General features: G+C 67.4%; 14 protein-coding genes. 4 read left to right on the top strand and 10 right to left on the bottom strand.

The genetic code is table 11. The features are described from left to right. Positions 1-91: 91 nt before the first annotated feature. Positions 92-970, top strand: coding sequence for a hypothetical protein (locus tag HCR68_RS12010; protein ID WP_167149798.1), 879 nt, complete (start codon positions 92-94; stop codon positions 968-970). Positions 971-1089: 119 nt separating this feature from the next. After that, positions 1090-2079, top strand: coding sequence for a hypothetical protein (locus HCR68_RS12005; RefSeq protein ID WP_167149796.1), 990 nt, complete (start codon positions 1090-1092; stop codon positions 2077-2079). A gap of 5 nt (positions 2080-2084) precedes the next feature. On the opposite strand, the gene HCR68_RS12000 is transcribed toward HCR68_RS12005, so the two are convergent. The 10 genes from HCR68_RS12000 to HCR68_RS11955 form a co-directional block, all read right to left on the bottom strand. Further along, positions 2085-3371 (bottom strand): adenylosuccinate synthase, encoded by a 1287-nt coding sequence (locus HCR68_RS12000; RefSeq protein ID WP_167149794.1) that lies wholly within the window; start codon positions 3369-3371, stop codon positions 2085-2087. A 98-nt stretch (positions 3372-3469) separates the two neighbouring features. Then, a complete protein-coding gene (locus tag HCR68_RS11995) occupies positions 3470-4165 on the bottom strand; it encodes a DUF624 domain-containing protein (RefSeq protein ID WP_167149792.1) in 696 nt (231 codons plus the stop codon). A gap of 113 nt (positions 4166-4278) precedes the next feature. Then, positions 4279-5184: a carbohydrate ABC transporter permease gene (locus tag HCR68_RS11990; RefSeq protein ID WP_167149790.1), complete on the bottom strand. Its 906-nt coding sequence runs from the start codon at positions 5182-5184 to the stop codon at positions 4279-4281. Continuing rightward, positions 5181-6026, bottom strand: coding sequence for a sugar ABC transporter permease (locus HCR68_RS11985; RefSeq protein WP_167149788.1), 846 nt, complete (start codon positions 6024-6026; stop codon positions 5181-5183). The genes HCR68_RS11990 and HCR68_RS11985 overlap by 4 nt, the downstream gene beginning before the upstream one ends. Before the next feature lie 203 nt (positions 6027-6229). Beyond that, positions 6230-7573 (bottom strand): ABC transporter substrate-binding protein, encoded by a 1344-nt coding sequence (locus HCR68_RS11980; RefSeq protein WP_167149786.1) that lies wholly within the window; start codon positions 7571-7573, stop codon positions 6230-6232. A 407-nt stretch (positions 7574-7980) separates the two neighbouring features. Further along, entirely contained in the window at positions 7981-9030 is a 1050-nt protein-coding gene (gene fbaA / locus HCR68_RS11975) for a class II fructose-bisphosphate aldolase (protein ID WP_167149783.1), read from the bottom strand. Between the two features lie 168 nt (positions 9031-9198). Then, positions 9199-9924 carry an RNA methyltransferase gene (locus HCR68_RS11970; protein ID WP_167149781.1) on the bottom strand — a complete coding sequence of 242 codons (726 nt, stop codon included), beginning with the start codon at positions 9922-9924 and terminating at the stop codon, positions 9199-9201. Between the two features lie 62 nt (positions 9925-9986). Continuing rightward, positions 9987-10556 (bottom strand): orotate phosphoribosyltransferase, encoded by a 570-nt coding sequence (gene pyrE, locus HCR68_RS11965; RefSeq protein ID WP_167149779.1) that lies wholly within the window; start codon positions 10554-10556, stop codon positions 9987-9989. Between the two features lie 160 nt (positions 10557-10716). Continuing rightward, positions 10717-11214: a thiol peroxidase gene (gene tpx / locus HCR68_RS11960; RefSeq protein WP_167149777.1), complete on the bottom strand. Its 498-nt coding sequence runs from the start codon at positions 11212-11214 to the stop codon at positions 10717-10719. A 282-nt stretch (positions 11215-11496) separates the two neighbouring features. Continuing rightward, complete coding sequence (locus tag HCR68_RS11955; protein ID WP_167149775.1) at positions 11497-12270, bottom strand: SDR family oxidoreductase; 774 nt, start codon at positions 12268-12270, stop codon at positions 11497-11499. 62 nt (positions 12271-12332) lie between these two features. Between HCR68_RS11955 and HCR68_RS11950 the strand changes: the two genes are divergently transcribed. Both HCR68_RS11950 and HCR68_RS11945 read left to right on the top strand, forming a co-directional pair. Continuing rightward, on the top strand, positions 12333-13142 hold the full coding sequence (locus HCR68_RS11950; RefSeq protein WP_167149773.1) for an exodeoxyribonuclease III: 810 nt from the start codon (positions 12333-12335) through the stop codon (positions 13140-13142). A gap of 189 nt (positions 13143-13331) precedes the next feature. Next, a complete protein-coding gene (locus HCR68_RS11945; RefSeq protein WP_167149771.1) occupies positions 13332-13787 on the top strand; it encodes a hypothetical protein in 456 nt (151 codons plus the stop codon). Positions 13788-13872: the final 85 nt, after the last annotated feature.

Raw genomic sequence — 13872 nt, 5'->3', positions numbered from 1 at the left:
TGATGATTCACTCCGTTACTACGGGGAATTCCGGCTGATTACCATCGTCCATCCAGCCGTCTCACCCTCGACGATCGTCTAGGGTGAGATCATGGCAGCAACTACTCCCCTGCGCCGTACCCTGAGCGCACTGGCATTCCTCCCACTCCTCGCATCTCTCACACTCGTCTCCCCTACGGGCAACGCACTGACGTCCACCGCCAAGGATCAGGACAGCCGAGGTGCCTTCACCATTGCCGTCACTATCAACAAGGACGACACCTACGACTACAAGATGAGCGTCACACGAAACAAAAAGGACTCCTCGACGTCATCAGACGACTTGAAGAAGAGCTGCGAGGGTTCGAGCGGGTCAGGCGCCTGGGATAAGGCCAAGGCGACCTACTCGGAACCCGAGGGACGTCCAACCTGCACCTACAGCGGGAAGGACAAGATCTCCGAGAGCAGTGAACTCATCGAACACGTGGGAGACGAGTACGTCTTCGACACCGGACGCGGCGCCGTATCCAGCGCCGACGACGACATGGATTACACCCTGTCAGTGACCTTCCCCGGAAACGTCACCAACTCCGACGGCGGCAAGGTCAGCGGAACTACCGTCACCTTCCATGAGGCCGGCGACTACCGGGTGACGGGTAAGGACACTCCCGCCTTCCCGTGGGTCTGGCTGATCATCGGAGTGCTGGTGGTCGCGGCCGCCGGGGGCGGCGCCTTCTGGTACCTGAACAATCGTAAGAAGATGGCTCAGCAGCAGACCTACCAGGCGTACCCGGCCGGAGCCGCGGGCTATGCAACCGGGCAGCCTCAGGCTCCTGCCCCCGGTCAGGCACAGGCACCCGGTTCGGTGCCCCCGCCGCCCCAGGGCGCAGTCGACCCGGGATACGCCCAGCAGGAGCACGGCGGTGCCGCGAACCCCGGCCCCGTTCCGCCCCCTGCTGACAACCGGCCGGACGCACCGACCTCCTACTGACAACATCCACCACGGCGGCCCTGAGCGACATGCTGTCCATACAGTACGCTCGGGGCCGCCGATACAATGCCACGGAATCGGATGTCCCACGCTCCGTCCACGCGGTTTTAAGGCGGCATATGCACCACTTCGCTCTTCGGCGCACTCCAGCAGCACCCCTCATCAGCATTCTCAGTCTCGTCGGCGTTCTCCTCACGGCTGTGGCGACTTCTGCGAATGCCGCCATTCCCATGGCGAGCACCGACGAGGAGAAGGTCAATATCGAGATCGTCGTCACGTCGGATGACAAGGTGACGACCACCTTCCTGGCCACCACACGCTCTGACGACGAACAGAGCCTCAAGGACTTCTGCGTCGCCGAGAACTTCTCAAATGGCTCAGTAGAGCCCGAGGTCACATTCTCGTCCGAGAACGGAACTCCGACCTGCAAAGCAGTCCTCAACACCTCAGTATCCGGCAACGAGTACGTGACGCACGACGGAGACGAGTACGTCATCGACACCCACAACGACTCCGTCTCCGAGGAGGACAAGAACAGCTCAGTGACGCTTTCGGCCGTCTTCCCCGGAAAGGTGACGGACGCCGGAGGAGGGAAGGTCGAGGGGGATAAACAGAACAAGGTCTCGTTCGACGATTTTTACGACAACAAGGCTCGCGGCAAGGACACCGCAGAGGCCGCATCTGGATCTCAGTCCGGGTCTGACTCCGATGCATCCGTAAGAACCGGATTCTGGATCGTTGTCAGCCTGATCGTTTTGACGATGGTCGGGGGCGGACTGATCACTCTCATCAGCAATGCCAGCAGGAAGAGCCGAGAGCAAAGGTACCTGGCCGCGTTGACGCAGCAGTCCCACCATGCGGTCGGGCCCACGTACCAACCGTTCGCCCAGGCCTCACCGGGGTCCCCCTTGCAGGGCGGCCCCATCCAGCCGCAGCCCTACCAGCCTCAGTATCCGTATCAAGGCGCCTATCCCCCGGCACAGATGCCGGTGGCCGGCAGTCCCGGATACATGGGGGCTCCGCCGTATCAGCAGCCGCCCGGTTCGGTTCCGCCCGTTTCCGGCGAACCATATCCTCCGTCAGGTTGGAGCGGCCCAGGCGGCTACTGACACTGTCAGCCGATGAGCGAGTGGCGCGAGATCGTGGCCTCGCGGCCCGGCCCGACTCCGATCGCGGAGATGCGGCAGCGGGCCAGCTCCTCGATGCGCAGCACGTAGTCCTGGGCAGCCCGGGGCAGGTCGGCGAAGCGGCGTACCCGGCTGATGTCCTCGCTCCAGCCCTCCAGCTCCTCGTAGACGGGGACGGCGTGGTGGAAGTCGGACTGGGTCAACGGCATCTCCTGGGTGATGGTGCCGTCGATGTCGTAGGCGACGCACACGGGAATGGTCTCGTGCCCGGTGAGGACGTCGAGCTTGGTCATCACCAGGTCGGTGAGCCCGTTGACCCGGGCGGCGTACCGGGTGACGACGGCGTCGTGCCAGCCGCAGCGCCGGGGCCTGCCGGTGGTGACGCCGAACTCGCCGCCCTCGGAGCGCAGGCGCTCGCCCATCTCGTCGTGCAGCTCGGTGGGGAAGGGCCCCTCCCCCACACGGGTGGTGTAGGCCTTGACGACGCCGACGACGGAGTCGATCCGGGTGGGTCCCACGCCGGTACCCGTGCAGGCGCCGCCGGCGGTGGGGTTGGAGGAGGTGACGAAGGGGTAGGTGCCGTGGTCGATGTCGAGCATCGTGGCCTGTCCGGCCTCGAACAGGACGGTCTTGCCCTTGTCGAGGGCGCTGTTGAGCACCAGGGAGCAGTCGACGACCATGGGCCGGACCCGCTCGGCGTAGGAGAGCAGCTCGTCGGCGACGGCGTCGGCGTCGATGGCGGCCCGGTTGAAGACCTTGAGGAAGAGGCTGTTCTTCTGGTCCAGGGCGGAGTGGACCTTCTGGCGCAGGATCGACTCGTCGAAGAGGTCCTGGACGCGGATGCTCACGCGGTTCATCTTGTCCGCATAGGTGGGGCCGATCCCACGGCCGGTGGTGCCCAGCTGGCGCGAGCCCAGGAAGCGCTCGGTGGTGCGGTCCAGAACCCGGTTGTAGGAGGGGATGATGTGGGCGTTGGCGCTGATGAGGAGGCTGGAGGCGTCCTTGCCACGGGAGGCGATCTCGGCGATCTCGCTGAAGAGGACCTCCAGGTCGACGACGACGCCGTTGCCGATGATGGGGGTGACCCCGGGGGTGAGCACGCCGGCCGGCAGGAGGTGGAAGGCGAACTTCTCGCCGTCGATGACCACGGTGTGGCCGGCATTGTTGCCGCCGTTGAACTTGACGACGTAGTCGACGTCCTGACCGAGCTGGTCAGTCGCCTTGCCCTTTCCTTCGTCTCCCCACTGGGTCCCGACGACGACAACGGCTGGCATGGCTGCTCCCTGGCTTCAGTGACGGCGTGCCGGTGGACACACCGTCCTCTACCCTACCGGAGCCCGACCGGCCGCATCACGTCGCGCTCACCTCCCGGTCACTGAGGACGATTCGGGTGAGGGGAGGTCCGAGCGCCGACCGCGAGCGCGGCGATGGTGGAGCGCTGGAGCAGGGCGATGAGGTAGCTCTGGAAGGCCGGGCCGATGAGGACCATGAACCAGAGCACCGCCGCCCCCATCGAAGGCAGCGCCCAGAGCACCCCCACCGGTGCGATCACGATCACCAGGCAGATGACCGTGATCCCCAGGCGCCCGACGGCGAGCCGTGCGGCGTTGGACAGGTGCCGGACGAGCGAGGCGTCGAAGAAGGCCGCGAGCGGCAGCAGCCAGATGAGGATCGCGGCCAGGAGCGCTCCCCCGGCCAGCACCAGCCCGGACACCGCACCGGTCGCACTGCCCAGGTCGCCCGGCTGACCGGCGTACTGGTCAGCCGGGACGCCGTCGGCCAGAACCAGGTACTCCCAGGCTCCCAGGGCCGCCAGTACGAGCACCGGCAGCCACCAGGCCAGGGACTGGCGCAGGTTGAGACGGAAGGAGCGCCACCAGGTGGCCAGGACCGCCGGGGCGTCGTCGGCCGCCATCTGGCCGGCCACGCGGGCGCAGGCCGTCAGGGAGGCACCGGCCGTCACCACCGGCAGGCATCCGGCCAGCGTCAGGGCGTTGAGGATGACGACGTCGGCCACTGCGGACCAGGCTCGGTAGGCGGGGCTGTCGGGGCCGGGGAACAGGGCCACGGGATCTCCTTCTGGCTGGGCTCGTGCAGTAGCGGATGGGAATGATACGGGCGGTTCCCGACGCCCACGGCGGGGCATCGGGAACCGCCCGGTTCAGGACTCCGGTGCGGGCATCAGCCCTTGACCGCGCCCGCGGCCACGCCCTCGATGATGTGCTTCTGACCGAAGAGGTAGAAGGCCACGATCGGGACGATGGCGAAGACGAGCATGGCCATCTGGGCGCCCATGTCGCGGTTTCCGTTGGAACCGACGAGCGACTGGATGACGATCGGGATCGTCTTGTAGCGCTCGTCCTGGCCGATAACGAGGTTGGGCAGGAGGAAGTCGTTCCACACCCACATGGCGTTGAGGATCGCCACCGTGACCGCCGTCGGCTTGAGCAGCGGCATGACCACCTTGAAGTAGGTCTGCAGCGGGGAGCAGCCATCCATGTAGGCGGCCTCCTCGATCTCCATGGGGATGGACTTGATGAAGCCGGCGAACAGGAAGACGGACAGCCCGCCGCCGAAACCGAGGTAGAGGACGATCATGCCCCAGGGCGTGGCCAGGCCGAGGAGGTCGGCGACCTTGACGGTGGGGAACATGACCATCTGGAAGGGCGCGATCATGGAGAAGGCGAAGGCGTAGTAGATCGCCGAGGTCCACCAGGTCTTGATGCGGGTGATGTAGTAGGCGGTCATCGCCGTCAGGAAGACGATGACGACGACGGAGCCCACGGTGATGAACAGCGACCAGCCCATGGCGCTGGCGAAGCCGGACAGGGCCAGGCCGGTGGCGTAGTTGTCCAGGCCGGCGAAGGTCTTGGCGGTCGGCAGGGCGAAGGGGCTGTCGGAGATGTAGAACTTGCCCTTGAAGGAGTTGATGAGGATGAAGGCCAGGGGGATGACCCATACGAGGGCCAGGACTGCCAGCAGTCCCACGAGCGCGTTCTGACCGGGTGTGTGCCGGGGGGCCCTCCGGTTCGTCTTACGGGCGGGGGCGGCGGATCCGGGAGCCTGGGTCTGGACGGCGGTGCTCACGCGTCAACCTCCTTGGAACGAGTGGCGCGCAGCTGGATGAGCGCGATGGCGGCGACGATGAGGAAGAAGATGACGGCCTCGGCCTGGGCGACGCCCTCCTGGCCGATCTTCTTGTACATCGTGTTGACGATGCTGAGTGCGGCCATCTGGGTCTGCTTGGCCGGGGCCCCGTTGGTCAGGGCGAGGTTCTGGTCGTACATCTTGAAGGTGTTGGCCAGGGTGAGGAACAGGCAGATGGTGATCGAGGGCATGATCATCGGCAGCGTCACGTTGCGCAGCGTCTGCCAGCGGCCGGCGCCGTCGATCTGGGAGGCCTCGATGAGCTCGGGCGGCACGTTCTGCAGGCCGGCGATGTAGATGACCATCATGTAGCCCATGAGCTGCCAGTTGACGAGCATGACCAGGCCGGCCAGGCCCAGTCGCCAGTCGTTGACGATCGTCTGGTCCCAGCGCTGGAGGATCGCGTTGAGCATCACCTGCCAGGTGTAGCCCAGGACGATGCCGCCGATGAGGTTGGGCATGAAGAAGACGGCACGGAAGAAGTTGGTGCCGCGCAGCTTGCGGGTCAGGAAGTAGGCCAGGGCGAAGGCGCCCAGGTTCACCGTGATGATCGAGATGACCGAGACGACGGCTGTGAACACAAGCGCCTGCGGGAAGTCGCTGCGCTCCCCCAGGGCCCTGGCGTAGTTGTCGGTGCCCACGAAGCGGGCATTGGTCAGGGTGCTGAACTTGGTGAAGGAGAGATAGAGCCCCATGAAGAAGGGGACGATGAACGCGATCATGAAGGCCAACAGGGTCGGCCCCGCGAATACTGGGAAGAACTTTTTCAGTGCCTTGGTCATATCTGCCTCGAGGTGCGACCGGCACCCGCCGGAGCGGCCGGGTACCGGGGCTCCCGCCGGGGCGACGACGCGTGAGCCGAACGGCTCAGGCGTACTGTCGCCCCGGACGGGAAGGGGGATTGGGGAGATGAGTCGCCGTCACGGGGCCTGCCGGGGCGGCGCCGTCGACGGCGGCTCGGACGGGCTCGGGCGACTCGCCGACGTCAGCCCTCCTTGGCCGCCTTCTTCTCGGAGGCCCAGTCGGTCACGAAGAACTCCTTGACCTTCGCCCAGTCCGTGCTGCCGGAGGCGTACTGGGCCAGGTGCTGGCCGAGCTGGTCCTTGAAGTCCTGGCTCGGGAAGGTCGGGAAGACCCACTTGACCGGCGTGAGGTCCTTGTTGTTGATGGCCGCAGAGACCTCCTTGCCCAGCGGGTCGGAGGGAGCCAGCTCGGCGTAGGCCTTGTAGGGCGCGATGATGCTGAGCTTCTCGGCGGCGAGCTTGGAGCCCTCGGCGTCGGTGAACAGCCAGGTGAGGAAGTCCTTGGTGGCCTTCTGGGCGTCGTCGGAGGCCTGGGAGTTGATCGTCAGGTAGTTCTCGGTGCCGATGGCGATGTTGGCCTTGTCCTCGCCGGCCACGCCGATGTAGATCGGCAGGAAGTGGACGTCCTCGGCCTTGACCGTGTTGCCGGAGACCTCGGAGATCTGCGACCAGCCCCAGTTGCCGTTCTGGACCATGGCGGCCTTGCCCAGGGCGAAGTCGGCCATGGAGTCGGTGACCGTCTTGGCGCTGGCCTCGGTGGGCTGGATCGTGGAGTTGTTGAGGTAGAGGTCGAAGATCTGCTTGTAGTTGTCCGAGTAGGTCAGCTTGATCTCGGTGAGGTCGTCGACCTTGTCGTCGCGGTACTCGTAGTAGACGGGGTAGTTGGCCAGGTGGGTCTGCCAGCGCCAGTCCTCGCCGGGGGACAGGGAGGTCGCGGCGAAGACGCCCTCGATGCCGAGCTCGGCCTTCTTGGCCTGCATGTCCTCGACGACCTCCTTGAGCTTGTCGAAGCCCTTGATCTGGTCGACGGCGGTGGCCTTGGCGCCCTCCATGGCGAAGTACTTGTTGAGGATGGCGGCGTTGTAGATGATGCCGTAGCCCTCGATGGCCAGCGGCACACCCACGACCTTGCCCTCGTCGCCCTTGAGGGCCAGGGACTCGTCCGTCATCTGCTTGGTGAAGTCGGCGTCGGACAGGTCGGAGGCGTACTCCTTCCAGTTGCCGTAGCCCACGGGGCCGTTGAGGTTGAACAGCGTGGGCGGGTTGGACTTGGCGACCTCGGACTTCAGGGTCTGCTCATAGGTGCCGGAGGCGGCGGTGACGACCTTGACGGACACGCCGGTCTTCTTCGTGTAGGCGGCCGCGATGTCCTTGAAGGCCTGCTCCGACTCGGGCTTGAAGTTGAGGAAGTAGACGCCTCCGTCGCCGTCGGAGCCGGATGACCCCTTCGAGCAGGCGGCCAGGGTCGCGGCGACGGCGATCGCGGCGGTTCCGCCCAGCACGGAGCGGCGGGAGATGAGTCGCATTGAAGTCCTCCTTTGGACGCATGGGACAGGGGCGGACGAGGGCGTCCGCGAGGTGCGACTGCCGTGTCGCCGGCGGCTGTTCCGTCGGCTTCACGGCGACGACCCATGATGACACATTTCCGACCCTCATTGCTGCAAGGTTTGCAATCAGTGACCTGGGTCTCATCTCAAGAATCAGCTTTGGGGCAGTTTTTGCCTGAAATACCAGGATTTCAGCAGTTCATCCAAGATACGACGCCGGCCTCCATCTGCCCTGCAAGAATGTAACCGCTCGGCCGGTTCGGTGGCGTGCCCTCCTGGACACCACGTGGCGCAGGCGCGACGTGGCCCCGGCACCGCGATGATGCCGGGGCCACGTGCGGCGTTCAGCCGCTGCTCAGCCGTTCACCCCTGGGCGGGGCGAGGACTCACTTGCGGGCGGAGCCGACCGAGCCGAGGCGCTCGCAGGCCTCGACGACGCGAGCGGCCATGCCCTCCTCGGCGGCCTTGCCCCAGGCGCGCGGGTCGTACTGCTTCTTGTTGCCGACCTCGCCGTCGATCTTGAGGACGCCGTCGTAGTTGGTGTACATCCAGCCGGCGACCGGGCGGGTGTAGGCGTACTGGGTGTCGGTGTCGACGTTCATCTTGATGACGCCGTTGCGCACCGCGGTGGCGATCTCCTCGTCGGTGGAGCCGGAGCCGCCGTGCATGACCAGGTCGAAGGGCGAGTTCTTGTCGCCGACCTTGGAGGACAGGCGGTCACCGAGGCGCTTGGCGACCTCGTCCTGGATCTCGCCGAGGATCTCGGGGCGGAGCTTGACGTGACCGGGCTTGTAGGAGCCGTGCACGTTGCCGAAGGTCAGGGCCGTGATGTAACGGCCGTTCTCACCCAGGCCGAGGGCCTCGACAGCCTTCCAGGCGTCGTCGGCGGTGGTGTAGAGGTTGGCGTTCTCCTCGCCCTTGATGCCGTCCTCCTCGCCGCCCACGGCGCCGATCTCGATCTCGAGGACGACGTTGGCGGCCTTGGCGCGCTTGAGCATGTCGACGGCGATCTCGATGTTGTCGTCGAGGGCCTCGGCGGAGCCGTCCCACATGTGGGAGTTGAACATCGGCAGCTCACCGTTCTTGACCTGCTCGGCCTCGATCTCCATGAGCGGGTGGATCCAGTCGGCCAGGAGCTTCTTGGGGCAGTGGTCGGTGTGCAGGCCGATGGTGACGGGGTAGAGGTCGCCCACGGCGCGGGCGTAGGCGGTGAAGGCGATCGAGCCCTTGACGCGGTCGAGGCGCGAGGACCCGGACCAGTAGGCGGCACCACCGTTGGAGATCTGGACGATGCCGTCGGACTCGGCGTCGGCGAAGCCCTTGAGGGCGGCGGACAGAGTCTGGGACGAGGTGACGTTGATCGCGGGGATGGCGTACTTGCCGGCCTTCGCGCGGTCAAGCATGTCGGCGTAGGACTCCGGGGTTGCAATGGCCACTGGGTGCCTCCTGATTTCTGTATGAGTCAGTGGTGCGGGGCCGATTGTTCCACGAATTCGGACCGAGGTGAACCGGATCATGGTCCCGGGAGGCGTCGGGCCGCCCGGAGCGGCACCGGCGTCGACGGCCGCCGCGGAGCCGGTTCGGAGCCGGTTCGGAGCCGGGGCTCAGTCCGGGGCGGGGCCCGCGTGCTGGAGGATCCAGGTGTGCATGGCCACGGCCGCCGCCGCGGCCACGTTGATGGAGCGGGTGGAGCCGTACTGGCCGATGCGCAGCAGGCGGGAGCAGCCGGCGCTCAGCTCGGCGCTGATGCCCTCGCCCTCGGAGCCGAAGACCATGAGGCAGCGCTCGGGCAGCGCGGCGCTCTCCAGGGGCTGCGCGCCGGGACCGTTGTCGATGCCGATGACCTCGTATCCCTCGGCGGCCGCCCAGGCGAGCAGCTCGCCGGGCTCGGGGTGGTGGCGCACGTCCAGGTAGCGGTTGGTGACCATGGCTCCGCGCTTGTTCCAGCGGCGTCGGCCGATGATGTGGACGCCGGCGACGTTGAAGGCGTTGGCGCTGCGCACGATCGAGCCGATGTTGAGGTCCTGGCTGACGTTCTCGATGGCGATGTGCAGCCGGTGGGCGCGGGAGGCCAGGTCGGCTCGGATCGCCGCGACGGTCCAGTAGCGGTAGCGGTCGACGACGTTGCGCCGGTCGCCTGCCGCGAGCAGCTCGCGGTCGTAGCGGGGGTCGGTGGGCCAGGCCCCGGGACCGCCGGGCCAGGGGCCGACGCCGACCTGGCGGACGTCGGCCGGTCGGTCCTCCTCCGGGCTCAGCCCCGAAGACGCGGAGGATGAGGCCCGAGCCGCTGCGGGCGCAGCCGGCCGGTGCTCCCCCTCGGGAAGGTCCACGGGGTTGACGTCCCCGCCGTCCTCGCCTCGGTGAGCCGATGCCGGCGGGCGGCGTCGGGCACTCACTCCAGGCCGAGGTCGCCCAGGCCGAGCGCCGCGTAGTAGGGCAGGCCGGCGGCCTCGATGCGCTCGCGCGCGCCGGTGGCCCGGTCGACGATGACGGCGACGGCCCGCACGTCGGCTCCCGCCTCGCGCAGGGCCTCAACGGCCTCCAGCGGGGAGCCGCCGGTGGTGGAGGTGTCCTCCAGGACGACGACGGAGCGCCCGGCGACGTCGGGACCCTCAATGCGCCGGCGCATGCCGTGGTCCTTGGCGGCCTTGCGCACGACGAAGGCGTCCAGGTCCAGGCCGCGGGAGGCGGCGGCGTGCAGCATGGCAGCGGCCACGGGGTCGGCGCCCATGGTCAGGCCGCCGACGGCGTCGATCTCGTCGGTGCCCAGCCCCGCCTCCTCGAGCATGTCGAGCATGACGTGGCCGATGAGGGGGGCGGCCTCGTGGTGGAGGGTGGCGCGACGCATGTCCACGTAGAAGTCGGACTCGAGACCGGAGGCGAGGGTGACCTTGCCGCGGACGACGGAGAGCTCGTTGACGAGCTCGGCCAGGCGGGCGATGTGGGAATCGTTGGTGCTCACGGCTCCGATGGTAGTGGGCCCGGCGGCTCGCGCGCCGGGTAGAAACCCACCAAGAACCGATCGATCACCCACGATAACGGAAGTCCCGCCCATCCCCCGCGTCATGCGGGAGGGGCGGGACTCCGGGTAGCCGGTCGGCGTGAGAAGCGCGAGAGGCGGATCAGGACAGGGCGGCCACGGCGGCGTCGTAGTCGGGCTCCTGGCCGACCTCCGGGACCTGCTCGGTGTAGAGGACCGTGCCGTTCTCATCGAGGACGACGACGGCGCGCGACATGAGGCCGGCCACCGGGCCGTCGGCGATGGTGACGCCGTAGTCGGCGCCGAAGGTGGAGCGGAAGGTCGAGCCGGTCACCACGTTGTTCAGACCCTCGGCGCCGCAGAAGCGGGCGCCCGCGAAGGGCAGGTCGGCGGAGACGCAGACCACGGTGGTGTTGTCCAGCTCGGAGGCCAGCTTGTTGAACTGACGCACCGAGGCGGCGCACACCCCGGTGTCCACCGAGGGGAAGATGTTAAGGACCACGCGGCGGCCGGCCAGGGACTGGCTGGTGACCGGGGCCAGGTCGGCGCCCACGAGATCGAAGGCGGGGGCGGCTTGGCCGACAGCGGGCAGCTCGCCGACGGTGGTGACGGGGTCTCCGTGGAAGGTAATGGAAGCCATGGTGAGATCGTTGCAGGTGACCGGCCTCCTGACCACCGCCCTCAGCCCTGGGCGATTCTCGGGTGAGATCGGGCCACGAGCCGGCGCATGCGCCCCGATCTGTCACGATGGGAGACTTTTCGATACCGCCCTGAACCAGTCGTCTCGCATCTGTGCCGATCAGCGTCGGTGGGGAGGTCAGCAACGACGAGGGCCCTACGGGAATCGGGGGCGAATAGTCGCCATCCGTGACACTTTTCCTGATACGGGCTCCCGCAGCATCACTCGCAGGCTGATTGGACGCTACTCGGAGGCCCGGCCGGAGCGCTCGGGCCCGACCACCCGGCGAACGAACCAGCGGGGGGCCAGTCGCAGTGCGGCGTTGGCGCTGCGGTAGCGCAGGCTCGGGGTGCAGATGACCTGCCCGCGGCGCACCGCGGCGAGCCCGTCGATGGCCACCCGCTCGGCGTCCAGCCACAGCGCCTCGCCCCACTGGGTCTCGTCGATCCCGGCCGCCGCGTGGAAGCCGGTGTGCACCAGGCCGGGGCACAGCGCCGTGGCGGTCACCCCGGTGCCGGCGAGCTCTGCGGCCAGCCCCTCGGTGAACCGCAGCACCCAGGCCTTGTGGGCAGCGTAGGTACCCATGGCGGTGTGCGCGGTCATGGAGGAGACGTTGAGAATGGCGCCGCGCCCGCGCTCCACCATGGCGCCGGCGGCAGCGTGGGAGGTCACCATGACCGCCCTCACCATGACGTCGAGGGCCTGCTCCTCACGGGCAAGGTCTCCCCCGACGAAGGGCTGGCCCAGCCCGAAGCCGGCGTTGTTGACCAGGAACCCCACCGGCTTGCCCGGGTCTCGTAGACGCTCGGCGACGAGCTCGAGCTCGTCGCGCTCGGACAGGTCGGCCCGCAGGATCTCCACCTGCACACCGGCGAACTGCCGCATCTCCTCGGCCACCTCCCTCAGGCGCTCGGGGGTGCGCGCGACGAGGACGAGGTCATGACGGGCCTGGGCGAGCTGCCAGGCGAACTCCAGGCCGAGGCCGCTCGTGGCCCCGGTAACAAGTGCTGTTCCCATGGCGGCAGGCTACGGGCGCTTGTTGAGTGCTTGATGGGAACCGCACCGGCTAGGCTGCCGCCATGCGCCTGGCCACCTGGAACGTCAACTCCATCCGCACCCGCGTCGACCGCGTCCTGGCATTCCTGGGGCGCCAGGACATTGACGCCCTGGCGATGCAGGAGATCAAGTGCCGGCCCGACCAGTTCCCGGTCGAGCCCTTCGAGGCCGCCGGCTACGAGCTGGCGATCCACGGACTCAACCAGTGGAACGGGGTGGCGATCGCCTCGCGCGTGGGGCTCGACGACGTCGTCACCTCCTTTCCGGATCAGCCCGCCTGGGCGGCCAAGCCCGAGGCCGAGCCCGCCGTGGAGGCCCGGGCCCTGGGGGCGACGGTGGGGGGCTCATCGGGATCGACGCCCGTGCGCCTGTGGAGCCTGTACGTGCCCAACGGCCGTGAGCTCACCCACCCGCACTACACGTACAAGCTGGACTGGCTGCGAGTCCTGCGCGACGACGTCGCCGCCTGGCTGGAGTCCGAGCCCGACCTGCCGCTGGCGCTGGTGGGCGACTGGAACGTGGCGCCCAGGGACGAGGACGTGTGGGATATGAGCGTCTTCGAGGGCGCCACCCACGTCTCGGAGCCGGAGCGTCAGGCCTTCGCCGCCTTCGCCGAGGCGGGCATGCAGGAGGTGACCCGTGAGCGGGTCACCAACTACACGTACTGGGACTATCAGAAGCTGCGCTTCCCGAGGAACGAGGGCATGCGCATCGACTTCGTCTACGCCTCGCCGGCCCTGGCGGGCCGCGTCACCGGCGCCGCCATCGACCGTGATGAGCGCAAGGGCAAGGGCGCCTCCGACCACGTCCCCGTCATCGTCGAGGTCGACTGAGGGCCGCAGAGCAAAACCAAGAAGAGCGGGCGGCCAAACAGAGCCGCCCAGCACCCAGCCGTGGGCCGCATGCCACTCAGGCATGCAGAACTCAATCGACGAATCAGTCTGAATAATTCAGAGTTATTTGTGGGACAATCTCACTTCATCCCCTTCATTCTGCTGAAATAACGGCAATATCATGCCCGTATGAAATGCTCGAAGCAGCCTCTCACCCGGCGCAACGCGATCAGTCTCTCCGCCCTTGCAACCCTCGCCTTGGCGGCCTGCTCGGGACAGCGCACCACCTCCGAGCCCAGCACGCAGCCGACGACGACCTCACCCACCGAGAGCCCCTCACCCTCTCCGAGCCACACGGAGACTCCGACGCCGACCACCACCCCCTCCCCCACGGCCAGCACCACGGCGACCACCCAGTCGACAACGTCGATGAACGCCGCCGGCTACGGCGGAACCCCGGGACCGACCTCCGCCACCGGAGCGCCCGTCAACACCCAGGGCCGAGACCTGACGCGAGAAGACTTCTTCCACCCACCGGAGGAGCTCGAGCAGAACCTGTACAACGTGGCCACCACTAGCGGCATCAACGGCATCGGAGCAAAGCTAGTGTCGCGTGTCGTTAGTTGTTTTGTGGTTGGTGCTTAGGATGATGGGGGTATGGCGAATAGACCTGCTCCTGGACTGGTTGTGCGTGAGGGTGACCTGGAGGTGCTTGAGTCCTGGCTGCGTG

The sequence above is a fragment of the Actinomyces sp. ZJ308 genome, assembly GCF_011752065.1.
In the GTDB taxonomy this organism is placed as follows: Bacteria; Actinomycetota; Actinomycetes; order Actinomycetales; family Actinomycetaceae; genus Actinomyces.
Note: the sequence above shows the minus strand (reverse complement) of the source record. Positions and strands in the feature narration are given on the sequence as shown.

Excerpts from the sequence above, each read along its gene's own strand:
- HCR68_RS12010 (WP_167149798.1), top strand. The coding sequence starts at position 92 with ATGGCAGCAACTACTCCCCTGCGCCGTACCCTGAGCGCACTGGCATTC.
- HCR68_RS12005 (WP_167149796.1), top strand. The coding sequence starts at position 1,090 with ATGCACCACTTCGCTCTTCGGCGCACTCCAGCAGCACCCCTCATCAGC.
- HCR68_RS12000 (WP_167149794.1), bottom strand. The coding sequence starts at position 3,371 with ATGCCAGCCGTTGTCGTCGTCGGGACCCAGTGGGGAGACGAAGGAAAG.
- HCR68_RS11985 (WP_167149788.1), bottom strand. The coding sequence starts at position 6,026 with ATGACCAAGGCACTGAAAAAGTTCTTCCCAGTATTCGCGGGGCCGACC.
- HCR68_RS11980 (WP_167149786.1), bottom strand. The coding sequence starts at position 7,573 with ATGCGACTCATCTCCCGCCGCTCCGTGCTGGGCGGAACCGCCGCGATC.
- tpx (WP_167149777.1), bottom strand. The coding sequence starts at position 11,214 with ATGGCTTCCATTACCTTCCACGGAGACCCCGTCACCACCGTCGGCGAG.
- HCR68_RS11955 (WP_167149775.1), bottom strand. The coding sequence starts at position 12,270 with ATGGGAACAGCACTTGTTACCGGGGCCACGAGCGGCCTCGGCCTGGAG.
- HCR68_RS11950 (WP_167149773.1), top strand. The coding sequence starts at position 12,333 with ATGCGCCTGGCCACCTGGAACGTCAACTCCATCCGCACCCGCGTCGAC.
- HCR68_RS11945 (WP_167149771.1), top strand. The coding sequence starts at position 13,332 with ATGAAATGCTCGAAGCAGCCTCTCACCCGGCGCAACGCGATCAGTCTC.